Source organism: Roseateles sp. Mitsp63 (assembly GCF_059491535.1).
The window spans coordinates 2,533,101-2,555,730 of record NZ_CP168509.1; the positions used below are offsets into that span (position 1 = coordinate 2,533,101).

At 70.2% G+C, this 22,630-nt stretch carries 18 protein-coding genes; all 18 read left to right on the forward strand.

Annotated features, from left to right (window positions below; all coding sequences use genetic code 11):
* Positions 1 to 193: 193 nt before the first annotated feature.
* Complete coding sequence (locus ACEN96_RS11195) at positions 194 to 1,075, forward strand: ThiF family adenylyltransferase (protein ID WP_495588089.1); 882 nt, start codon at positions 194 to 196, stop codon at positions 1,073 to 1,075.
* Positions 1,076 to 1,214: 139 nt separating this feature from the next.
* Positions 1,215 to 1,853, forward strand: coding sequence for an XrtA/PEP-CTERM system exopolysaccharide export protein (locus tag ACEN96_RS11200; protein ID WP_495588090.1), 639 nt, complete (start codon positions 1,215 to 1,217; stop codon positions 1,851 to 1,853).
* A 133-nt stretch (positions 1,854 to 1,986) separates the two neighbouring features.
* Positions 1,987 to 3,579 (forward strand): XrtA system polysaccharide chain length determinant, encoded by a 1,593-nt coding sequence (locus ACEN96_RS11205; protein WP_495588091.1) that lies wholly within the window; start codon positions 1,987 to 1,989, stop codon positions 3,577 to 3,579.
* A 13-nt stretch (positions 3,580 to 3,592) separates the two neighbouring features.
* Positions 3,593 to 4,579, forward strand: a complete 987-nt coding sequence (locus ACEN96_RS11210) for an XrtA-associated tyrosine autokinase (protein WP_495588092.1) — start codon at positions 3,593 to 3,595, stop codon at positions 4,577 to 4,579.
* Positions 4,580 to 4,583: 4 nt separating this feature from the next.
* On the forward strand, positions 4,584 to 6,167 hold the full coding sequence (locus ACEN96_RS11215) for a TIGR03016 family PEP-CTERM system-associated outer membrane protein (protein ID WP_495588093.1): 1,584 nt from the start codon (positions 4,584 to 4,586) through the stop codon (positions 6,165 to 6,167).
* 21 nt (positions 6,168 to 6,188) lie between these two features.
* Positions 6,189 to 7,286, forward strand: coding sequence for an XrtA/PEP-CTERM system-associated ATPase (locus ACEN96_RS11220; RefSeq protein ID WP_495588094.1), 1,098 nt, complete (start codon positions 6,189 to 6,191; stop codon positions 7,284 to 7,286).
* On the forward strand, positions 7,283 to 8,152 hold the full coding sequence (locus ACEN96_RS11225) for an XrtA system polysaccharide deacetylase (protein WP_495588095.1): 870 nt from the start codon (positions 7,283 to 7,285) through the stop codon (positions 8,150 to 8,152). Before ACEN96_RS11220 ends, ACEN96_RS11225 begins: the two co-directional genes overlap by 4 nt.
* On the forward strand, positions 8,149 to 9,207 hold the full coding sequence (locus ACEN96_RS11230) for a FemAB family XrtA/PEP-CTERM system-associated protein (RefSeq protein ID WP_495588096.1): 1,059 nt from the start codon (positions 8,149 to 8,151) through the stop codon (positions 9,205 to 9,207). The genes ACEN96_RS11225 and ACEN96_RS11230 overlap by 4 nt, the downstream gene beginning before the upstream one ends.
* 9 nt (positions 9,208 to 9,216) lie before the next feature.
* Positions 9,217 to 10,452 (forward strand): TIGR03087 family PEP-CTERM/XrtA system glycosyltransferase, encoded by a 1,236-nt coding sequence (locus tag ACEN96_RS11235; protein ID WP_495588097.1) that lies wholly within the window; start codon positions 9,217 to 9,219, stop codon positions 10,450 to 10,452.
* Between the two features lie 79 nt (positions 10,453 to 10,531).
* Positions 10,532 to 12,136, forward strand: coding sequence for an exosortase A (xrtA, locus tag ACEN96_RS11240; protein WP_495588098.1), 1,605 nt, complete (start codon positions 10,532 to 10,534; stop codon positions 12,134 to 12,136).
* Positions 12,133 to 13,329 carry a TIGR03088 family PEP-CTERM/XrtA system glycosyltransferase gene (locus tag ACEN96_RS11245; RefSeq protein WP_495588099.1) on the forward strand — a complete coding sequence of 399 codons (1,197 nt, stop codon included), beginning with the start codon at positions 12,133 to 12,135 and terminating at the stop codon, positions 13,327 to 13,329. The genes xrtA and ACEN96_RS11245 overlap by 4 nt, the downstream gene beginning before the upstream one ends.
* A gap of 21 nt (positions 13,330 to 13,350) precedes the next feature.
* The gene (locus ACEN96_RS11250; protein ID WP_495588100.1) at positions 13,351 to 15,267 is read left to right on the forward strand and encodes an XrtA/PEP-CTERM system amidotransferase; all 1,917 of its coding nucleotides are present in this window, start codon (positions 13,351 to 13,353) and stop codon (positions 15,265 to 15,267) included.
* Positions 15,268 to 15,284: 17 nt separating this feature from the next.
* Positions 15,285 to 16,493, forward strand: a complete 1,209-nt coding sequence (locus ACEN96_RS11255) for a glycosyltransferase family 4 protein (RefSeq protein ID WP_495588101.1) — start codon at positions 15,285 to 15,287, stop codon at positions 16,491 to 16,493.
* 5 nt (positions 16,494 to 16,498) lie between these two features.
* Complete coding sequence (locus tag ACEN96_RS11260; protein WP_495588592.1) at positions 16,499 to 17,701, forward strand: glycosyltransferase family 4 protein; 1,203 nt, start codon at positions 16,499 to 16,501, stop codon at positions 17,699 to 17,701.
* The gene (locus ACEN96_RS11265; RefSeq protein WP_495588102.1) at positions 17,694 to 19,010 is read left to right on the forward strand and encodes a putative O-glycosylation ligase, exosortase A system-associated; all 1,317 of its coding nucleotides are present in this window, start codon (positions 17,694 to 17,696) and stop codon (positions 19,008 to 19,010) included. Before ACEN96_RS11260 ends, ACEN96_RS11265 begins: the two co-directional genes overlap by 8 nt.
* On the forward strand, positions 19,010 to 19,972 hold the full coding sequence (locus tag ACEN96_RS11270; RefSeq protein ID WP_495588103.1) for a polysaccharide deacetylase family protein: 963 nt from the start codon (positions 19,010 to 19,012) through the stop codon (positions 19,970 to 19,972). The genes ACEN96_RS11265 and ACEN96_RS11270 overlap by 1 nt, the downstream gene beginning before the upstream one ends.
* Before the next feature lie 131 nt (positions 19,973 to 20,103).
* Positions 20,104 to 21,312 (forward strand): hypothetical protein, encoded by a 1,209-nt coding sequence (locus ACEN96_RS11275; RefSeq protein WP_495588104.1) that lies wholly within the window; start codon positions 20,104 to 20,106, stop codon positions 21,310 to 21,312.
* A gap of 22 nt (positions 21,313 to 21,334) precedes the next feature.
* On the forward strand, positions 21,335 to 22,618 hold the full coding sequence (locus ACEN96_RS11280; protein ID WP_495588105.1) for an AAA family ATPase: 1,284 nt from the start codon (positions 21,335 to 21,337) through the stop codon (positions 22,616 to 22,618).
* The last annotated feature ends 12 nt before the right edge of the window (positions 22,619 to 22,630 follow it).

The window sequence follows — 22,630 nt, forward strand, 5'->3', positions numbered from 1 at the left end:
CGTGAATCTTCAGCGCCTCTTGTCAAGTTTCTCGACAGCGGCTTTCCCCACGTTCGCGGGGGATGGGGGAGGGCCCCGGACGGGGTGTGCCGGCCGCGGCCGCGCGTCCCTTCAGCGGGCTTCCCCGGCGCTGGCCCGTCACCGCGCGGGCGCATACTCGCCGGCTGCAGGGAATACGACAAAAGGGAGCCTCATGAGCCGCGCCACGCCTTCCGGTTTCACATTCGATTACGACCGCGCCTTCTCGCGCAATATCGGCTGGATCACGAAGGACGAGCAGCAGCGATTGCGCAAGGCGCGCGTCGCGATCGCGGGGCTGGGCGGCGTCGGCGGCTCGCATGCGCTCACGATGGCGCGTCTGGGCGTGTCGAATTTCAATATCGCCGACTTCGATGAATTCGACGTCCACAACATGAATCGGCAGGCCGCCGCCTTCATGTCGACGATGGGCCGTCCAAAGCTCGACGTGGTCGGCGAGATGGTCCGCGACATCAACCCCGAGAGCGACGTCCGGCTTTTCCGCGAAGGCGTCAACGACGCCAACATGGACGAGTTTCTCAAGGGCGTCGACGTGTATATCGACAGCCTCGATTTCTTCGTGCTCGAGGTGCGCCGCAAGGTGTTCCGCCGCTGCCGCGAGCTGGGCATCCCGGCGATGACCGCCGCGCCTCTGGGCATGGGCACCGCCTTCCTGTACTTCAGTCCCACCGGCATGAGTTTCGAGGACTATTTCCAGGTCGAGGGCCGCGACCACGAGGAGCAATATGCGCGCTTCATCGCCGGGGTATCGCCGGCGATGCTCAGCCGGCAGTATCTGGTGGCGCCCGAGGCGGTCAATTTCAAGGAGCGGCGCGGCCCGTCCACGGTGATGGCCTGCGAGTTGTGCGCCGGCGTCATGGGCACGAATGTCCTGAAACTGCTGCTGGGTCGCGGTCCCTTGCGCGCTGCGCCCTGGGGAATGCATTTCGACGCTTACCGCGGCACGCTCAAACACACCTGGCGGCCCTGGGGAAATTCGCACCCGCTGCAGCGTTTGCTGATCGCGCTGATCAAGCCGGTGCTCAAGGGACGATAAGGATGGGGAAAACAGGTTTCCGGGGCGCCGCCGCTAGCACGGAAATCCATCACGTCAGGGAGGGATCGCCCTCAGTCCAGGGGGTTCCACACCCGCGCGCGCTGAGGTGCAATCCGGTCAGCTTCCTGCAGGGGTGGACATGTTGAAGAACACTGGATTGAAGAACGCTTCCATGAAGGCGGCCCAGGCCGCGCTGCTGGGCCTGGCCGCCGTGCTGGCGGGCTGCTCGACCACCGGCAACCACCCGCCCGCGCCGGTGTCCGCCTCCCAGGCCGACTACAGCTACGTGGTCGGCGCCGGCGACAACCTCAACATCATCGTGTGGCGCAACCCGGAGCTGTCGCTGACCGTTCCCGTGCGCCCCGACGGCAAGATCGCCGCCCCCCTGATCGACGAGCTGCCCGTGCAGGGCAAGAACTCGGTCGAGATCGCCCGCGACATCGAGAAGCAGCTCGGCAAGTACGTGCGCGACCCGGTCGTCACCGTGATCGTCACCAGCTTCGTCGGCCCGTACAGCGAGCAGATCCGCGTCGTCGGCGAGGCCGCCAAGCCGCAGTTCCTGCCCTACAAGCAGAAGATGACGCTGCTGGACGTGATGATCGCCGTCGGCGGCCTGACCGATTTCGCGGCCGGCAACTCCGCCACCATCCTGCGCACGGCCGAAGGCAACAAGCAGTACTCGGTGCGCCTGAAGGACCTGATCCGCCGCGGCGACGTGTCGGCCAACGTCGAGATGCGCCCGGGCGACATCCTCATCATTCCGCAGAGCTTCTTCTGACCGGCGCCCGGAGCGCCGCGCCCGGCCGCCCGCAGGCCGCCGCGCCGGCGCCCGCGCCCCCGATTCGCGCAGTACCGGCCCGCTCCGCGCCGGGCCCAGCCGGCGTCGATGCCGGCGCAACCGAGATCGCCGCATGGATTCCCTGATCGCGCAACTGATGGCCGTGTTCAAGCGGATGTGGCGCTACCGCTGGCCCGGACTGGTCGCCGCGTGGCTGGTGGGCATTGCCGCCGCCATCGTGGTGTTCGTCGTGCCCGACCGCTACGAGGCCAGCGCGCGCGTCTACGTGGACACCCAGTCCATCCTCAAGCCGCTGATGTCGGGCATGGCCGTGCTGACCAACACCGAGCAGCAGGTCAGCATGCTCAGCCGCACGCTGATCAGCCGCCCCAACGTCGAGAAGCTGGTCCGCATGGCCGACCTGGACCTCAAGGCCACCAGCAAGTCCGACCAGGAGGCGCTGATCGATCGCGTCACGCGCAACCTGTCGATCCAGACCGCCGGCAACTCGGCCAACAACCTGTACCTGCTGTCCTACCGCGACTCCTCGCCGGAGATCTCGAAGAAGGTGGTGGCCTCACTGCTGTCGATCTTCATGGAGTCCAGCCTGGGCGCGAGCCGCAAGGACAGCACCACCGCCGCGACCTTCCTGAACGAGCAGATCAAGACCTACGAGACCAAGCTCGAGGAAGCGGAAGCGCGCCGCAAGGAATTCCGCCTGCGCAACCTGCAGCTGACGCAGGCCGACGGCAAGGACGCCGCGGCGCGCCTGGCCGAGTCCAGCAACCAGCTCGAGGCCGCCCGGCTGCAGCTGCGCGAGGCGGTCAATGCCCGCGACGCGGCCAAGGCCCAGCTCGACCTGGAGACCAAGCGCAGCGCCGCCGGCGGCAGCCTGTCCAGCCTGCTGCAGGAGAGCGCGCAGAAGTTCGCCACGCCCGAGCTCGACGCCCGCATCGCCGAGCTCAAGCGCGGCCTGGACCAGCTGCAGCAGCGCTACACCGACCAGCATCCGGACGTGGTCAACACCAAGCGCCAGATCAAGGACCTGGAAGACCAGCGCAAGCGCGAGGTCGCCGAGCTGCAGAAGGCCGCGCTGGCGCAGCCCGCCGCCGCGGGCGGCCGCAACGACAGCCTGGCCAACCAGGAACTGGCGCGCGTGCTGGCGACCAAGGAGGTCGAGGTGGCGCAGATCCGCGCCCGCGTCGACGAGTACGCGACCCGCTACAACGCCGCGCAGGGCGCGATCAAGCTGGCGCCGCAGCTCGAGGCCGAGTTCGCGCAGCTCAACCGCGACTACGACATCATCAAGAAGAACTACCAGGAGATGGTCGAGCGCCGCGAGTCCGCGTCGCTGTCCACCGACCTGGACAACACCTCGGGCGTGGCCGATTTCCGCATCATCGATCCGCCGCGCGCCTCGCCCAAGCCGGTGGCGCCGAACCGGCTGATGCTGCTGGCCGCGGGCATGGTCGTGGCGCTGCTGGCCGGGCTGCTGACCGCCTTCGCCGCGAGCCAGATCCGCCCGGTCTTCCACGACCTCAACGAGCTGCGCCACCGCCTGGAGCTGCCGATCCTGGGCGCGGTCTCGCGCCAGGAGACGCCCGAGGACCGGCGCCGCCTGAAGGTCGACCTGCTGCGCTTCGGCGTGGCCTCCGGCAGCCTGGTCAGCCTGTACGCGGTCGGCCTGATCGGCATGGCCATCTGGATCAGCCGGCAGGCCGGGTGAGGGGAGTTTTCGCATGACGAGCCTGATCGAACAAGCCGCCCAGCGGCTGGAACAACTGAAGCAGGCCGGCGTCGACGTCGGCCTGCCACCCGCGCCCGCCCCGGCGCCGGTGGCCGCGCCCGCCCCGGTGGCCGCGCCCGCGGTGGTGCCGCTGCCGTCCGCGCCGGCGGTGGCGCGCGCCGGCGACGGCCTGTCCAAGCGCGTCGAGCTGGACCTGGAGGCGCTCGCCGCGCAGGGCTTCCTGACGCCCAACGCGCCGCGCACCGTGATGGCGGACCAGTACCGCAACATCAAGCGCCCGCTGATCCGCAACGCGATGGCGCGCGGCGCCGGCTCGCTCAAGCACGCCAACCTGATCATGGTGACCAGCGCGCTGCCGGGCGAGGGCAAGAGCTTCACCTCGCTGAACCTGGCCATGTCGATCGCGGCCGAGTTCGACAACACCGTGATGCTGGTGGACGCCGACGTCGCCCGCCCGTCGATGCTGCGCATGCTGGGCCTGCCGCCCGGCCCGGGCCTGCTCGACGTGCTGGAGAAGGAAGTCGACATGGCCGGCGTGCTGCTCAAGACCAACGTCGACAAGCTGACGCTGCTGCCCTCGGGACGTCCGCACGCGCGGGCCACCGAGCTGCTGGCCTCCGACGCGATGAGCGCGCTGCTGGACGACATGGCCCAGCGCTATCCGGACCGGATCATCATCTTCGACAGCCCGCCGCTGCTGCTGACCACCGAGTCGCGGGTGCTGGCCACGCACATGGGCCAGATCGTCATCGTCGTGCAGGCCGAGCGCACGCCGCAGAGCGCGGTGCAGCAGGCGGTCAGCGCGATCGAGAACTGCCCGCTGAAGATGGTGCTGCTCAACCAGGCCAGCAACAAGCGCAGCAGCGGCTACGGCTATGGCTACGGATATGGCTACGGCTACGGGTATGGCTACGGCCAGGCCGATGGCCAGGGCGGTGCGGCGACCCCCGCGGCCGGTGCCGGCCGGGATCGGACCTGACGCGATGACGCGGGTCATCGTCCACCGCCGCCGGCCGCTGTCCCTGGTGAGCCTCGCCGCGCTGGCGATGCTCGGCGCGCTGGCGCACGCGCCGGCCCGCGGGCAGCAGGCGGGCGAGGGCGGCGACGGCGGCGGCCGTAAGGGCTGGACGCTCGAACCCCGGATCGGGGTCACCGAGACCTGGACCGACAACCTGCAGCTCGCGCCCAGCGGCTTTCGCGACAAGGCGATCATCACGGCCATCTCGCCCGGCGTCTCCATCGCCAGCAACAGCGGCGCGGTGCGCGGCAACTTCGACTACACGCTGGATGGCCTGATCTACACGAAGAGCGAGCGCTCGGCGCGGGTGCAGAACCAGCTCAACTCGCGCGTGCTGGCCGAGCTGGTGCCGCAGGCGCTGTTCGTCGACGTGCGCGGCAACATCAGCCAGCAGTCGATCTCGGCCTTCGGCCAGCAGACCGTCAACAACCAGCTCGACAGCCCCAACCGCACCGAGGTGCGCTCGCTGCAGGTCTCGCCGTACTGGCGCGGCATCCTGGCCGGCATGGCCAGCTTCGAGCTGCGCGCCACCGGGCTGATCCGCAGCTCCAGCGACGGCGGCAACGGCGCGCTGGGCGGCTCCGGCAGCGGCGACAGCAAGCAGGGCACGCTGTCGCTGAACCTCTCGGGCCCGCAGGGCCGGGTCTTCAACTGGGGCCTGAACGCGAGCACCCAGCGCGTGCACTTCGACCAGACCGGCATCGACAACCGCACCACCTCGGTGGTGGGCTCGCTGTACTGGATTCCCGACATCGACTGGATGCTGGGCGTCAACACCGGGCGCGAGCGCAGCGACTACTTCGGCAGCGAGACCTCGACGATCTACGGCGTCACCGCGCGCTGGACGCCGACGCCGCGCACCCGCATCGACGGCGAATGGCAGCACCACAGCTACGGCAACAGCCACAACCTGGCGCTGGAGCACCGCATGCAGCAGATCGCGCTGCGCGTGTCGAGCTCGCAGAGCGTGCAGACCAACGACGCGCCCAGCGGCCAGGCCACCAACTACCAGCTGCTGGACCTGCAGTTCCAGGGCATCCAGCCCGACCCGGTCAAGCGCGACGCGCTGGTGCGGGCAGTGCTCGCGGCGATGGGCCTGAACGCCGACGCACTGACCGGCAACGGCTTCATCTCCAACACCGCGATGCTGCAGCGGCGCACCGACCTGTCCATCGGCTACAACGGTCCGCGCCTGGTCGCGACGCTGGCCGCCAACGACAGCCTGAGCCGGCGCCTGGGCGTGTCGCCCACCGGCAGCGGCGACCTGGCGCTGACCAACCGGCTGCGCCAGCGCGGCGTGTCGGTCAGCGTGGGCTACCGCTTCACGCCGCTGACCACCGGCAGCCTGAGCCTCACGCGCCAGCGCACCAGCGGCGACGAGGTGGGCTCCACCGACATGAGCTCGCTGCTGGCCAGCGTCGCCGTGCGGCTGGGCCCCCGCGCCGACGCCAGCTTCGGCGTACGGTACACGAAGTTCGATGACAACGCGCTGGGCAACTCGGGCTATCGCGAGAACGCGATCTACGCCTCGCTGTCGCAGCGCTTCTAACGCATCCACGCACCCATCGCCATGTACGAGGCCTTCTACGGGCTGGCCAGCAAGCCGTTCCAGCTCAGTCCCGATCCCAGCTTCTACTTCGGCAGCAAGCAGCATCGCCGCGCCAAGGCCTACCTGGACTACGGCGTGCTGCGCAGCGACGGCTTCATCGTCATCACCGGCGAGATCGGCGCCGGCAAGACGACGCTGGTGCGCGGGCTGCTGGACAGCCTGAACCGCAGCAACGTCGTCATCGGCAACATCGTCACGACGCAGCTGGACGCCGAGGACACGCTGCGCCTGGTGGGCGCGGCCTTCGGCGTGCGGGTCAAGGACCTGCCCAAGAGCGAGCTGCTGATGGCGCTGGAGGCCTTCTTCGTCAGCGAGGCCAGCCGCGGCAAGCGCTGCCTGCTGATCGTCGACGAGGCGCAGAACCTGACCGCCCGCGCGGTCGAGGAACTGCGCATGCTGTCCAACTTCCAGTTCGGCAACCAGTCGCTGGTGCAGACCTTCCTGGTCGGGCAGCCGGAGTTCCGCGGCATCCTGCAGCGGCCCGAGATGGAGCAGTTCCGCCAGCGCATCGCGGCGAGCTGCCACATCGGCCCGCTCGACGAGGAGGACACGCAGCGCTACATCGAGCACCGCCTGAAGTGCGCCGGCGCCAGCGGCAAGCCGAGCTTCGACGCCGACGCCTTCACCGCGCTGCACCGCGCCAGCCATGGCATCCCGCGCCGCATCAACACGCTGTGCGACCGGCTGCTGCTGCTGGGCTTCATGCACGAGAACCCGCATCTCACCGCCGCCGACGTGGAGGAAGTGGTGCAGGACCTGTCGCGCGAGTCGGCCTCGGCGCCGCCGCCGGCGGTGCATGGGTCCGAGATCGACGGCCGCCTGAATGGCCGGATGAATGGCCACGCCGGCGGCGGCGAACTCGATCTGGACCTGACGCGGCTGCGCGCGCGCGCGGGCCAGGACGGCGAGCTCGGCGCGCTGGCGCAGGAGCTCGCCGGCATGGACCTGGACAGCCAGGACGCGCGGCTGCAGCGCATCGAGGACAGCCTGATGCGCCTGGAACGGATCAACCAGCAGACGCTGGCGCTGCTGCACAAACTCGTGGGAGCGATGCGATGAACCCGAGCCGCGCGGTGATCCGCAATGCGATGAGCATCGACGTCGAGGACTACTTCCAGGTCTCGGCCTTCGCGCCCTACATCGCCCGCGGCGACTGGGACCGGCGCGAATGCCGCGTCGAGCGCAACGTGGCGCGCATCCTCGATCTGCTGGACGCGCGCGGCGTGAAGGCGACCTTCTTCACGCTGGGCTGGATCGCGCAGCGCTATCCGGCGATCGTGCGCGAGATCGTCGCGCGCGGCCACGAACTCGCCAGCCACGGCTTCGGCCACGAGCGCGCCAGCGACCTGGACCGCGCCTCATTCCTGAAGGACGTGGGCGATGCGAAGGCGCTGCTCGAGGACCTGGGCGGCGTCGAGGTCAAGGGCTATCGCGCGCCGAGCTTCTCTATCGGCAAGGACAACCTCTGGGCCTTCGACGTGCTGCAGGCCTGCGGCTACCGCTACAGCTCCAGCGTCTACCCGATCCAGCACGACCACTACGGCATGCCGGATTCGCCGCGCTTCGCCTACGAGGTGCGGCCGGGCCTGATCGAGGTGCCGGTGACGACGCTGCGCTGGCGCGGCAAGAACTATCCGAGCAGCGGCGGCGGCTGGTTCCGGCTGCTGCCCTACGGCATGACGCGCTGGATGATCGAGCGCTTCAACCGCATCGAGGGCCGCAGCGCGGTCTTCTACTTCCATCCGTGGGAGATCGATCCGGCGCAGCCGCGCATTCCCGGCATCGATGCCAAGACGCGCTTCCGGCACTACGTGAACATCGGCCGCACCGAGTCGCGCATCGACCAGCTGCTGGGCGATTTCGCGTGGGGGCGGATGGACGAGATCTTCCTCGCGCCGGGCGGCGCGGAGCGGCTGGCGGCATGAGCGCGGCGCCCAAGCCTGCGCTGCAGGTCAAGCGCCTGGCGCTGAAGGACACCGCCGGCGCGGCGCGCTGGGATGCGTTCGTGCGCGCCTGCCCGTCGGCGACCTTCTTCCACCTCGCCGCCTGGCAGCGGATCCTGCGCAGGCAGTTCGGCCACGAGGGCTACTTCCTCTACGCCGAGCGCGATGGCGTCCTCGAGGGCGTGCTGCCGCTGGCGCAGAACAAGAGCCGGCTCTTCGGCCATGCGCTGGTGGGCCTGCCGTTCGCGGTCTATGGCGGCGTGGCCGCGGTCTCGGAGGAGGCCGCGCGGGCGCTGGAGGACGAGGCGCAGGCGCTGGCGCGCCGGCTCGGCGTCGAGCACCTGGAGCTGCGCAACACCCGGCGCCGCCATGACGACTGGCCCCATCAGGACCTGTACGTCACCTTCCGCAAGGAGATCCTCGCGGACGTGGAGGCCAACATGCTGGCCATCCCGCGCAAGCAGCGCGCGATGGTGCGCAAGGGCATCAAGCACAACCTGAAGGCGGAGATCGACCGCGACGCGGGCCGCTTCTTCGCGCTGTACGCCGACAACGTCCATCGCCACGGCACGCCGGCCATGCCGCGGCGCTACTTCCAGGCGCTGCTGGACGAGTTCGGCGGCGACGCCGAGGTGCTGATCGTGTCCAGCGAGCAGGGCGAGCCGCTGTCCGGCGTGCTGAGCTTCTACTTCCGCGACGAGGTGCTGCCGTACTACGCCGGCGACGCGGTCGCCGCGCGCGACCTGGCGGCCAACGACTTCAAGTACTGGGAGCTGATGCGCCGCGCCTGCGGGCGCGGGCTCAAGGTCTTCGACTACGGCCGCAGCAAGCAGGGCACGGGCAGCTACGCGTTCAAGAAGAACTGGGGCTTCGAGCCCACGCCGCTGCATTACGAGTACTGCCTCTACAAGCGCGAGGCGGTGCCGCAGAACAACCCGAGCAACGCCAAGTACCAGCTGATGATCAAGGCGTGGCGCCGGCTGCCGATCTCGGTGGCCAACTGGCTGGGCCCGCACATCGTGCGCAGCCTGGGCTGAGGAGCGGCCATGGCCAACATCCTCTACCTCGTCCACCGCCTGCCGTATCCGCCCAACAAGGGCGACAAGCTGCGCTCGTACCACCTGCTCAAGCACCTGGGCGCGCATCACAAGGTCTGGCTGGGCACCTTCGTCGACGACGCCGAGGACTGGCCCCATGTGCCGGCGCTGCGCGCGCAGTGCGAGGAGCTCTTCGCCGCCGACCTGAACCCGCTGCTGGCGCGCGTGGCGAGCCTGCGCGGCCTGGCCACCGGCGAGGCGCTGAGCCTGCCGTACTACCGCCAGCGCGCGATGCGCGACTGGATCGACCGGATCGCGCGCGAGCAGCGCTTCGACGCGATCGTGGTGTTCTCGTCGACGATGGCGCAGTACGCCGAGCAGCTGCGCGCGATCGCGGGCCCGGTGCCGATGCTGATCGACTTCGTCGACGTGGACTCCGCCAAGTGGACCGATTACGCCAAGGCGCGCCGCTGGCCGATGTCCTGGTTGTACCGCCGCGAGGGCCGCGAGCTGCTGGCCTATGAGCGCCGCGTCGCCGAGCAGGCGCGCTGCTCCTTCTTCGTCACCGAGGGCGAGAAGGCGCTGTTCCAGCGGCTTTCGGCGACCGGCGCGCCCGTCGAGGCGCTGGGCAACGGCGTGGACAGCGGCTACTTCGCCCCATTGCCGCAGCAGGCCAGTCCCTTCGAGGCCGACGAGCTGCCGCTGGTCTTCACCGGCGCGATGGACTACTGGCCCAACGTCGATGCGGTGCAGTGGTTCGCCGCGGAAGTGCTGCCGCAGCTGCGCCAGCGCTGGCCGACGCTGCGCTTCACCATCGTCGGCCGCGCGCCGGCGCCGTCGGTGCTGGCGCTGGCCGGCGAGGGCGTGCGCGTGACCGGCACCGTGCCGGACGTGCGGCCCTACCTGCAGCACGCGGCCGCGGTGGTCGCGCCGCTGCGGCTCGCGCGCGGCGTGCAGAACAAGATCCTCGAGGCGATGGCAGTGGGCCGCCCGGTGGTGGCGGCGCGTTCCTGCGTCGAGGCGCTGGGCGCCGATGGCGTGCTCGCCGGCCAGGACCTGCTGTCGGCCGACAGCGCCGCGGATTACCTCGAACTCGTGCATGCGCTGCTCAGCGCGCCGGCCCGCGCGCAGGCGATCGGCCAGCAGGCCCGCGAGCGCGTGCTGCGCCAGTTCAGCTGGCAGGCGCATCTGTCCAAGCTCGACGGCTACCTGCCGCGCGAGACGCCGCAGGGGAAGGCGGCATGAGCGCAGCGCAGGGCCGTCCCAAGCAAGCTCGCGTTCCCTCGGGGGACCGGCCGCGGCCCGCCGCGGGCGAGGGGCACGCATGAGCGCGATGACGCCGTCCGCGTTGCAGGAGCGCGGCATCCCCGCCACTTGGCGCCGCCCGCTGGCGGTGCTGGTGCTGCTGACGATCGCGCTGCTGCTGCTGTACCGCCAGACGGCGATCGGCATGGTCACCATCTGGTGGCGCTCGGGCACCTTCACGCATGCCTTCCTGGTGCCGCCGATCGCGCTGTGGCTCGCATGGCGCCGCCGCGCGCTCGTCGCGCCGCTGGTGCCGCGGCCGGTCGCCTGGCTGGCGCTGCCCATCGCTGGGCTGGGCGCGGTCTGGCTGTTCGCCGACTTCGCCGCGATCAATGCCGCCACCCAGTTGACGCTGGTGGCGATGCTGGTGCTGCTGGTGCCGGCCGTGCTGGGCTGGCGCGTCGCGCGCGAGATGGCCTTCCCGCTGGGCTTCCTGTTCTTCTGCGTGCCGGTCGGCGAGTTCATGCTGCCGCAGCTGATGGACTGGACCGCCCGCTTCACCGTCGTCGCGCTGCGGCTGAGCGGCCTGCCGGTCTACCAGGAAGGCCTGCAGTTCATCATCCCGAGCGGCCAGTGGTCGGTCGTCGAAGCCTGCTCCGGCGTGCGCTACCTGATCGCGTCGGCGATGGTGGGCACGCTCTACGCCTACCTCAGCTACCACTCGACGCGCCGCCGGCTCGGCTTCATCGCCTTCGCGCTGGCGCTGCCCCTGGTGGCGAACTGGGCCCGTGCCTACCTGATCGTGATGATCGGCCACCTGTCCGGCAACACGCTGGCGGTGGGCGTGGACCACCTGATCTATGGCTGGCTGTTCTTCGGCCTCGTGATGATGGCGATGTTCCTGATCGGCGCGCGCTGGGCCCAGCCGGAGCTGCCGCTGGTGCCGCCGGCGCGCGAGGCCGTGCCCGCCGCCGCCGCGACGGGCTGGGGCGCCACCGTCGCCGTGCTGCTGGCCGTCGCGCTGCCGGTGGCGGCCGGCGCCTGGCTGCGCCAGGGCCACTCGGCCCCGATCGACACGCTGCCCGCCGTGGCCGCGGCGCCGGGCTGGCAGGACCAGGTCGTGCCCTCGGACGCGTGGGTGCCCGACTTCGAGGGCGCCAATGCCGCGCGCCATCAGCAGTTCACCGCACCGGCGGGCCAGCCGCGCGTCGGCCTGCACCTGCAGTACTTCCGCGGCCAGGACTACGAGCGCAAGCTGGTGAGCTCCAGCAACGCGGTCGTGTCGCCGGAAGACAAGCAGTGGGCCGTCACCGGCCACGGCACGGCGGATGTCGTGCCGGCCGGCGCGCAGCGCGCCGCCGCGGTGATCCCGGTGCTGACCACGCAGGTGCGCGCCTCCTCGCTGGACGTGGTGAGCGCGCCCCGCATGCTGGTGTGGCATGTCTACTGGATCAACGGCCGGCCGATGACCAGCGCCTGGCGGGCGCGGGTCTGGGGCGCGCTGGAGCGGCTGCGCGGGCAGGGCGACGACGCCGCGCTGGTGCTGGTCTACACCGACGCCGACGCGCAGGCGCCGCGCCGGCTCGACGCCTTCCTGCGCGAGCATTGGTCCGCGATCGACGCCCAGCTGCGCCGGGTGCGCGATGCCGGCCAGCGCGGCGCGGCGGCGGGAGCCTCGCGATGAGCGCCGGCATGAGCGTCGAGCGCGCGATGGCCGCGGCCGACGAGCGGCCGCTGGTGCTGCACGTGATGTACCGCTTCGACACCGGCGGTCTCGAGAACGGCGTGGTGAACCTGATCAACCACATGCCGGCGAAGGACTACCGTCACGCGATCGTCGCGCTGACCGAGGTCACCGATTTCCGCAAGCGCCTGCAGCGCGACGACGTCGAGTGCTACGCGCTCAACAAGCCGCCGGGACAGGGCTTCTGGCTCTATCCGAAGCTGTACCGGCTGTTCCGCGCGCTCAGGCCCGCGATCGTGCACAGCCGCAACCTCGCGGCGCTGGAGGTGCAGCTGCCGGCCTGGGCCGCGCGCGTGCCGGTGCGCATCCACGGCGAGCACGGCCGCGACGTCGGCGACCTGGACGGCCGCAACCGCGCGTACCAGCGCGTGCGCCGCTTCTACAAGCCCTTCGTCTCGCACTACATCGCGCTGTCGCGCGACCTGGGCGACTACCTCACCGGACCGGTCGGCGTGCCGCCGGCGCGCGTGAGCCAGTTCGTCAACGGCGTCGACACGCAGCGCTTCCAGCGCCTGCAGGCCGGGGCCATCCCGGGCTGCCCCTTCGATCCGGCCGCGCACTGGCTGATTGGCACCGTGGGCCGCATGGCGCCGGTCAAGGACCAGCTGATGCTGACCCGCGCGTTCATCGCGATGATCGGCGCGGCACCGGAACTGCGCGAGCGCGCGCGCCTCGTGCTGATCGGGGATGGTCCGCTGCGGGCGCCGTGCCAGGCGCTGCTCGACGAGGCGGGCCTGACCGCGCTGGCCTGGCTGCCGGGCGAGCGCGCCGACGTGCCCGCCGTGATGCGCGGCCTGCATGTCTTCGCGCTGCCGTCGCTGGCGGAGGGCATCTCCAACACCATCCTGGAGGCGATGGCCAGCGGGCTGCCGGTGGTCGCGACCGAGGTCGGCGGCAACGCGGACCTGGTCACGCGCGATGAGAGCGGCCTGCTGGTGCCCGCCGCCGCGCCCGAGGCGATGGCCGCCGCGCTGCTGGCGCTGGCGCGCGATCCGGCGCGGGCGGCGGCGATGGGCGAGGCCGGCCGCGCGCGCGTCGAGCGCGACTTCAGCATGCGCGCGATGGTCGCCCGCTACCAGGGGCTGTATGACACGCTGCGCGGCCATCATGCCGGCGGCCACAAGAACGACTGAGGGATAGGCAGGGGAACGAGCATGTGCGGAATCAGCGGACTCTTCGACACCCGGGGGCGGCGCGACTTCGATGGCGCGCTGATGCATCGCATCAACGACTCCCTGCACCACCGCGGCCCCGACGAGGGCTCGATCCATCTGCAGCCCGGGCTGGCCTTCGGCCACCGCCGGCTGTCGATCATCGACATCGCCACCGGCCAGCAGCCGCTGTTCAACGCGGATCACTCGGTGGGCATCGTCTTCAACGGCGAGATCTACAACTACCGGCAGCTCACCGACGAGCTGACCGCGCTGGGCTACGTGTTCCAGACCAAGAGCGACACCGAGGCCATCGTCCACGCCTGGTCCGCCTGGGGCGAGGACTGCGTGCACAAGCTGCGCGGCATGTTCGCCTTCGTGCTGTGGGACAAGGCGCGCGACCAGCTGTTCATGGCGCGTGACCGGCTCGGCGTGAAGCCGATGTTCTACGCGCTGCTGGACGACGGCACGCTGGTCTTCGGCTCCGAGCTGAAGGCGCTGCTGGCGCACCCGGCGATGAAGCGCGACATCGTGCCGCAGGCGGTGGAGGAGTACTTCGCGCTGGGCTACGTCGCCGAGCCGCGCACCATCTTCCGCCAGGCGCTGAAGCTGCCGCCGGCGCACACGCTGGTGATCCGGCGCGGCGAAGCGCTGGGCCAGCCGCGCCGCTACTGGGACGTCAGCTTCACGACGGACAGCCGGATCGACGAGGTCCAGGCGCAGGAAGAGCTGACCCGCCGCCTGCGCGAGTCGGTCAAGCTGCGCCTGATCTCCGAAGTGCCGCTGGGCGCCTTCCTGTCGGGCGGCGTCGATTCGAGCGCGGTCGTGGCGATGATGGCCGGCGAGACCAACGGTCCGGTGAAGACCTGCTCGATCGCGTTCGACGATCCGCAGTACAACGAGTCCGAGTTCGCGCAGATGGTCGCGGACCGCTACCAGACCGACCACCATGTCGAGACCGTCCAGAGCGATGACTTCGACCTGATCGACACGCTGGCGCGGCTCTACGACGAGCCCTATGCCGACAGCTCCGCGATCCCGACCTACCGCGTCTGCCAGCTCGCGCGCAAGCACGTGACGGTGGCGCTGTCGGGCGATGGCGGGGACGAGAGCTTCGGCGGCTACCGCCGCTACAAGCTGCACATGATGGAGGAACGCATGCGCGCCAGCCTGCCGCTGGGGCTGCGCAAGCCGCTGTTCGGCACGCTGGGCCGGCTCTATCCCAAGGCTGACTGGGCGCCGCGCGTGTTCCGGGCGAAGACGACCTTCCAGGCGCTGGCGCGCAACTCGGTCGAGGCCTACTTCCACACCATGTCCGTGATCCGCGACAACGAGCGGTTGCCGCTGTACAGCGCGCGCTTCAAGTCGGAGCTGGGCGGCTACAACGCGCGCGACCTGTTCCTGCAGCACGCCGAGCGCGCGGGCACCGACGACCCGCTGGCGCTGATCCAGTACATCGACCTGCAGACCTACCTGGTCGGCGACATCAACACCAAGGTGGACCGCGCGTCGATGGCGCATTCGCTGGAGGTGCGCGAGCCGCTGATGGACCATCCGCTGGTCGAGTGGCTGGCCACGCTGCCGTCCCACCTGAAGCTGCGCGGCGGCGAGGGCAAGTACCTGTTCAAGAAGGCGCTCGAGCCGCACCTTCCGAACGACGTGCTCTACCGGCCCAAGATGGGCTTCGCCGTACCGCTGGCGCGCTGGTTCCGCGGGCCGCTGCGCCAGCGCGTGCGCGGCGCGCTGCTGGGCGGACCGCTGGCGGATTCCGGCATGTTCGACCTGAAGGCCGTCGGCGCGATGGTCGAGCAGCACGAGAACGGCTCGCGCGACCACAGCACGCCGCTGTGGACGCTGCTGATGTACGACGCCTTCCTGCGCAACGTGATGGGCGCGTCTTCGCTGCGCGAAGCCGCCTGACGTCCCCCGGGCACCGGATGAAGATCCTTTATCACCATCGCACCGCGTCCAAGGATGGCCAGGCGGTCCACATCGAGGAAATGATCGGCTCGCTGCGCGCGCTCGGCCATGAGGTGCGCGTCGTGGCGCCGGGCGGCGAGTCCGCGCCCGAGGAGAAGGCCCGGATGGGCGACGACGCCGGCTGGGTGCACCGCCTGCGCGCCAAGCTGCCCAAGTTCGTCTACGAGCTGCTGGAGCTGGCCTACTCGCTGGTGGCGTATCGCCGCCTGGCCGCCGCGGCGCGCGAGTTCCAGCCCGACCTGATCTACGAGCGCTACAACCTCTACCTGCTCAGCGGCCTGATGCTGAAGAAGCGGCTGGGCCTGCCGCTGCTGCTGGAGGTCAACGCGCCGCTGGTGGACGAGCGGGCGAGATTCGGCGGCCTGGCGCTGCCGCGCGTCGCGCGCTGGGCCGAGGACACGGTCTGGCGCGGCGCCGACGCGGTGCTGCCGGTGACGCGGGTGCTGGGATCGATGATCGCCGCGCGCGGCGTGCCGCTGGAGCGCATGGTCGTGATCCCCAACGGCATCAACGAGGCCCATTTCGACGCCGCTCCGCCGCCCGAGGCCGCCAAGCGCGCGCTGGGCTGGGACGGCGCGCTGGTGCTGGGCTTCACCGGCTTCGTGCGGGACTGGCACGGCATGGACAAGGTGATCCGCTGGATGGCCACCGGCGCGGCGCCCGCGAACGCGCGGCTGCTGATCGTCGGCGACGGACCGGAGCGCGCCAACCTGGAGCGGCTGGCCGGCGAGCTCGCGCTTGGCGAGCGCGTGCGCTTCACCGGCGTGGTCTCGCGCGATGCGGTGCCGGCGCACGTGGCCGCGTTCGACATCGCGCTGCAGCCGGCGGTGGTGGCCTACGCGTCGCCGCTCAAGCTGTTCGAGTACCTGGCGCTGGGCAAGGCCATCGTCGCGCCGAGCACGCCCAACATCGAGGAAGTGCTGGACGACGGCGCGAACGCGCTGCTCTTCGATCCGGCCGAGGCCGGCGCGCTGGAGACGCGGCTGGCGCGCGTGGCGTCGGATGCCGCGCTGCGCGAGCGGCTGGGGCAGGGCGCCCGCGCCACCATCGGCCGGCTGCATCTGACCTGGCACGGCAACGCTGAGCGCGTGGTCGCGCTGGGCCAGTCGCTGCGGGCCGGCCGCGGCGTGACGGGGGCCGCCAAGCCCACCGACGCGAGGGTCTGAGCGTGTTGAAGCTGCTGACCTTCTCGACGCTGTATCCGAGCGCGGTGATGCCCAGCCACGGCATCTTCGTGGAGACGCGCCTGCGCCACCTGGTGGCCTCGGGCCAGGCCGAGTCGCGCGTGATCGCGCCGGTGCCCTGGTTTCCGCTCAAGGGCGAACGCTTTGGGGACTACGGCAAGTTCGCCGCGACACCGGCGCGCGAGTCTCGCCACGGGCTGGAGATCGCGCATCCGCGCTTCATCCGCCTGCCCAAGGTCGGCATGAGCAGCGCGCCGTACACGCTGGCCTGGACCTTTCTGCGCGCGGCCAGGGGGCTGCAGGCGCAGGGCTACGACTTCGACCTGATCGACGCGCACTACTTCTATCCGGACGGCGTGGCCGCGGCCTTCGTTGCGAAGGCGCTGGGCAAGCCGCTGGTGATCACCGCGCGCGGCACCGACATCAACCTGATCCCGGCGTACGCCTTCCCGCGCAAGCTGATCCTGCGCGCGGCCGATCAGGCCGACGCGATGATCACCGTCTGCGAGGCGCTCAAGGACGAACTGGTCGGGTTGGGCGCCGACGCGGCCAAGGTGACGGCGCTGCGCAATGGCGTGGACCTCAAGCTCTTCCATCCCGCTGGACGTGATGAAGCGCGGGCCGTGTTGCAGCTCGCGCCCGGTCGCTTCACGCTGGCCTCGGTGGGCCACCTGATCGAGCGCAAGGGCCATGAGCTGGTCATCGGCGCGCTGGCCGAGCTGCCGGACGCCGACCTGCTGATCGCCGGCGCCGGGCCGGAGGAGGGCGCGCTGCGCCGGCTCGCCGAGTCGCTGGGCGTGGCGGGGCGGGTGCGCTTCCTCGGCGCGCTGCCGCAGGCGCGGCTGCGCGAGGTGTATGCCGGCGTGGACGCGCTGGTGCTGGCCTCGAGCCGCGAGGGCTGGGCCAACGTGCTGCTGGAGGCGATGGCCTGCGGCACGCCGGTGGCGGCATCCAACGTGTGGGGCACGCCGGAAGTCGTCGCGCGCCCCGAGGCCGGCGAGCTGATGCCCGAGCGCAGCGCGGCCGGCGTGGCCGAGGCGGTGCGGCGGCTGCGCGCGGCGCCGCGCGATCGCGCCGCGACGCGCCGCTATGCCGAGCAGTTCAGCTGGGACGCGACGACGCAGGGCCAGCTCGCGCTCTTCCATCGGATCCTGGCCGCGCGGCGGTCGCCGGAGCTGCGTCATGCGTGACCTCGTCATCCTGGGCCTGTTCCTGGTCCTGATCTACAAGACCTTCAAGGACCCGATGTGGGGCGTGCTGGGCTGGGTCTGGATGGGGGTGATGAACCCGCACCGGCTGGCCTACGGCTTCGCGCACGACGCGCCGTGGTCGATGGTGATCGCGCTGGCGCTGTTCATGAGCCTGCTGCTGCACCGGGACAAGCTGGTGAAGTTCCCGTTCAACGCGGTGACCGTGCTGCTGGCGATCTGGATCCTGTGGATCGGCGTGTCGCCGCTGCTGTTCTCGTTCTATCCGGACAAGGAGATGCACTACTACGCGCGCGCCTTCAAGGTGCTGCTGATGGTGCTGGTCTCGCTGCTGGTCGTGCAGCGCCGGCGCGACCTCGACCTGCTGGTGCTGGTGCTGGTGATCTCGATCGGCTACTACGGCATCAAGGGCGGCGTGTTCACGGTGCTCTCGGGCGGCAGCGCGCGGGTGTGGGGGCCGGAGGGCTCGTTCATCGAGGACAACAACTCGCTGGCGCTGGCCACCATCATGACGGTGCCGCTGATCCGCTACCTGCAGCTGCAGGCGGACAAGCGCTGGCAGCGCTACCTGGCGATCGCGGCGATGGTGCTGTGCATGGCCTCGGCGGTGGGCTCGCAGTCGCGCGGCGCGTTCCTGGCGATCGTGGCGATGTCCTTCTTCATGTGGATGAAGAGCCGCAACAAGCTGCCGCTGGCGCTGGTGGTGCTGGTGGCGCTGCCGCTGATCTTCGTGTTCATGCCGGACAGCTGGACCGACCGCATGAACACGATCAAGACCTACGACCAGGACGCGTCGGCGCTGGGGCGCATCAATGCGTGGCAGACGGCGTGGCGGATGGCGCTGGACCTGTTCCCGTTCGGCGGCGGCTTCACGGTGGCGGGGCCGGCGGCCTTCGCCAAGTACGCGCCCGATCCGTCGATCCCGCTGACCGCGCACAGCATCTACTTCCAGGCGCTGGGCGAGCACGGCTTCATGGGGCTGTTCCTGTTCGTGGGCATCTTCGTGATGACCTGGCGGCTGGCCAGCGCGACGATCAAGGCCAGCAAGGGCCTGCCGGAACTGCAGTGGGCGCGCGACCTGTCGGCCATGTGCCAGGTGGGGCTGATCGGCTACGCGACCGGCGGGGCCTTCCTGAGCCTGGTGTATTTCGACCTCCCGTACTACCTGGTGCTGATCGTCGTGGTGCTGAACCGCGTGGTCGCGGCGGCGATGGCGGAGCGCCAGAAGTCCGCGATCGCGTCGGGCCAGGCGCCGCGCGACGTGCATTCGCCGTTCTGGGAGGGCGCGTGATGCTGGCTTCGCTGAGCCTGCTGGGCTGGCCGCGGGGGGAGCCCGCGCTGAGCATCCTGATCTACCACCGCGTGCTGCCGTCGCCCGATCCGCTGCGGCCGGGCGAGATCGACGCCGCGCGGTTCGAGGCGCAGGTCGCGTTCCTCGCCCGGCACTTCGAACTGCTGACGGTGAGCGACGCGGCGGCCGCGCTGCGCGAGCGGCGGCTGCCGCGGCGCGCGGCCTGCATCACCTTCGACGACGGCTACGCGGACAACTGGACGGTGGCGCATCCGATCCTGGCGCGCCACGGCGCGCGCGCGACGGTGTTCGTCGCGACCGGCTACCTGAACGGCGGCCGCATGTTCAGCGACACGGTGATCGAGTTCGTGCGGCGGGTGCCGGGGCCGGTGCTGGACCTGTCGGCGGCCGGCATGGGCGTGCATCCGGTTGGCACGATGGCGGAGCGGCTGAAGGCGGTGACGGCGCTGCAGGTGCAGCTGAAGTACCTGGCGCCGGACGAGCGCGACGCGCAGCTGCGGCGCATGCTGGCGGCGCGGCCGGTCGGCGCGATGCCGGACGACCTGATGCTGACCGATGCGCAGCTGCGGCAGCTGGCCGAGGCGGGTCACGAGATCGGCGGCCACACCGTCGACCACACCGTGCTGACGACGCTGACGCCGGAGGGCGCGCGGGCGCAGGTGGCGCAGGGCAGGGACCGCTTGCAGGCGCTGCTGGGGCGGCCGGTGCGCAGCTTCGCCTATCCGAACGGACGGCCGGTGCGCGACTACGACGCGGGCCACGCGGCGATGCTGCGCGAGCTGGGCTTCGAGGCCGCGGTGAGCACCGCGGCTGGCGTGGCGCGGCCGGGCACCGACCCCTTCCAGCTGCCGCGCTACACGCCGTGGGGCGCGTCGATGACGATGTTCGCGGCGAGGATGATGCGCAACGCGCGGATGGGCGGGCCGGCGGCGGTTGTCTGACGGCAAGCACCCCCCCCAAAAGATAGTTCGTCATTTCGTCGGCAACGCGCAACGGCTGACCCCGTTTCAGCACGGTCGTTCGTTTCTGGGGTCTTTCAGCGGGCGAAGAATTTGTGGCCTGGAGGTGTTCCATGTCGCAAGTTCAAGAGTTTTCGCAGCGCTCGCCGGCGGGGGCGGCGCACTTGTTCCATCGCCCCGCGCTCGCGTCGTCGCTGGCCGATCAGCTCATGTCCGAGAGCTTCAAGTCGGGCCTGTTCCTGACCGGACCGCGCCGTACCGGCAAGACGACCTTCGTCCGCGGCGAGCTGGCCGCCGCGCTGAGGGGCGAGCACGGCGCCTTCGTCCTCTACGTGGACCTGTGGGACGACCAGAAGCTTGATCCCGGTGTCGCGATCTACCGTGCCGTCGGACTGGCGCTCGATGCCTTCGACGGCTGGGGTGTCCGGCTGGCCCGCCGGATCGGCCTGAAGGGGTTCCGGCTGTGTGGCGTCGAGATCAGCCTGGAGCGGATCAACGCGGGGCAGGTGGAGTCGCTCACGACCTCGCTGCTGAGGTTGACCCGGGTGACCGGCAAGCGCGTCGTGCTGCTGCTGGACGAGGCGCATCGCTGCCAGACGACGGAACTCGGGCGGGTGGCGCTTCATGGCCTGAAGGCCGCGCGCGATGCCCTGCTGCTGACGCCCGGTCCCGGCTTCCGCTTCCTGGCGACGGGCTCGCACGCGCACAAGCTCGAGCACATGGTGCGCGAGAAGCGCGAGCCCTTCCTCTGCGCGAGGACGAGGGCGCTGCCGGTCATGGGCGAGGACTTCCTCCACTGGCAACGCGGACTCTGGGAGGATGGCTCCCGCCCCGGCCTCGCGGTGATGAGCGAATCGTTTGATCGCCTGTTCCATCGCGTGGAGGACTTCATCGAGGTCTGCAACGGCGCGCGGGCGATGGCGGCGGCCGATGCGGCGGATGCGGACCGGCTGCTGATCGAGCAGGTGGACCTGTGGCTGGCCAACGAGAAGAAGGTCTTCGCCGAGAAACTCATCGCGGCCGGGCCGCTGGCCACGGCCTTTCTCTACCTCAAGGCCGAGCGCGGCCCTCAATTCGCGCCGCACTTCTCGCGCTCCCACGAGCGGGCGATGCAACTGCTGGCCCTGATGGGGGAGACGGCGATGCAGCCCGACTTCAGCCTGCAGGGCGTGGAGGCGACGCTGGCTCGGCTCGAGCAGCTCGAGCTGCTGTGGCACTGCCGGATCTACGTGATCGAGGACGCCCGCCACGTCGGCTGGCTGCTCGAGATGGAACTGTCGACCTTGTTCGGTGCCGATCGGGGCGTCGCAAAGGCGGCATGAACGCGGCCGTTGGAGGGTACTCATGCTGCAAGTGGTCCAACGCGTCGTCGCCCGCTTCAAGGGCCGATCCCTTCCCGTCGCCGAACAGCAGTGCGAGTCCGCTGGCCGGATCTTTCATCGTCCCGAACTGGCTCGCCGGCTCGCGGCCGATCTGATGTCCGACTTCTACGACTCGGGCATGTTCCTCACGGCGCCGCGCCGCACCGGCAAGAGCACCTTCATTCAGCACGACCTCAAGCCGGCGCTTGAAGCCGGACATGGGGCCCTGGTGCTGTACGTGGACCTTTGGGAGCGCCGCAAGGAAGACCCCGGGGCCGTGGTCGAGGGCCTCGTCGAGCAAGCCTTGAAGGCCTGTGAGGCCTCGAGCCGCGGACTGTTTCGACGGTTGCGCCTGTCCCGGCTGAAGGCTCCGGGTGTCGAGATCGAAGTGTCGAATCAGGAGACCGGCCAGCGGCACTCCCTGTTCCAGGCCTTGGAGCGGCTTGCCAAGCGATCGGGAAGGCCGGTGGTGCTCATCGTCGACGAGGTCCAGCAGACGCAGACGACGGCGTACGGACGCGACGTGCTCTACATGCTGAAGTCAGCGCGGGACCAACTGAACGGGCGTGATCGCGTGATGTTCCGTTTCCTGGCCACCGGCTCCCACAACGAGAAGATCGAATGCCTGGTCAGCGACAAGCATCAGGCGTTCTACCTGGCACCGCTGGAGGTGCTGCCAACGCTCGGCGACGACGACTATCTGTCCTGGGCGCGCCGCATTCACGGGCCACGGTTCGACCCGGAACTACCGGCGATGGCCCGGGCCTTCGAGATCTGCCTGCGCCGTCCCGAGGCCTTCCACAAGGCATGCCGCGGCGTGGCCGCGATGGGACCGCAGAGCAGCGAGACACAGGAGCAGATGCTGCTGTGTCTGGCGCGCGAGCAGATCGATCTTGAGAAGCGCAAGCTGTTTGTCCGCCTTCAGCGGCTGAGGCCCCTGGAGCAGGCCGTGCTGCGCCTGCTCGCCGAGGACGGCGTTGATTTCACACCGATGTTCCCCGACGCGAGGCGCCGCTTGAAGGCCATGCTGTCGATCCTGCCGGAGGATCAACTCCCACAGGTGACGGACGACAGCATCCAAGCCGCACTGGATCGGCTCTGTGAGGCCAAGCTCGTGTGGTGCGGCGACGGACCGTATGCGTTGGAAGAAAGCCAGTTCGCGAGCTGGCTGCTCGAACGGCAGCCCGTGGAGGCGGCCCAGCCTGCATCACAGGTCGCGCGGCACGTCGGCCTCTCGGTCGCCGGCTGCGATGAGGCCGCGGCCTGAAACGGAGTTGAA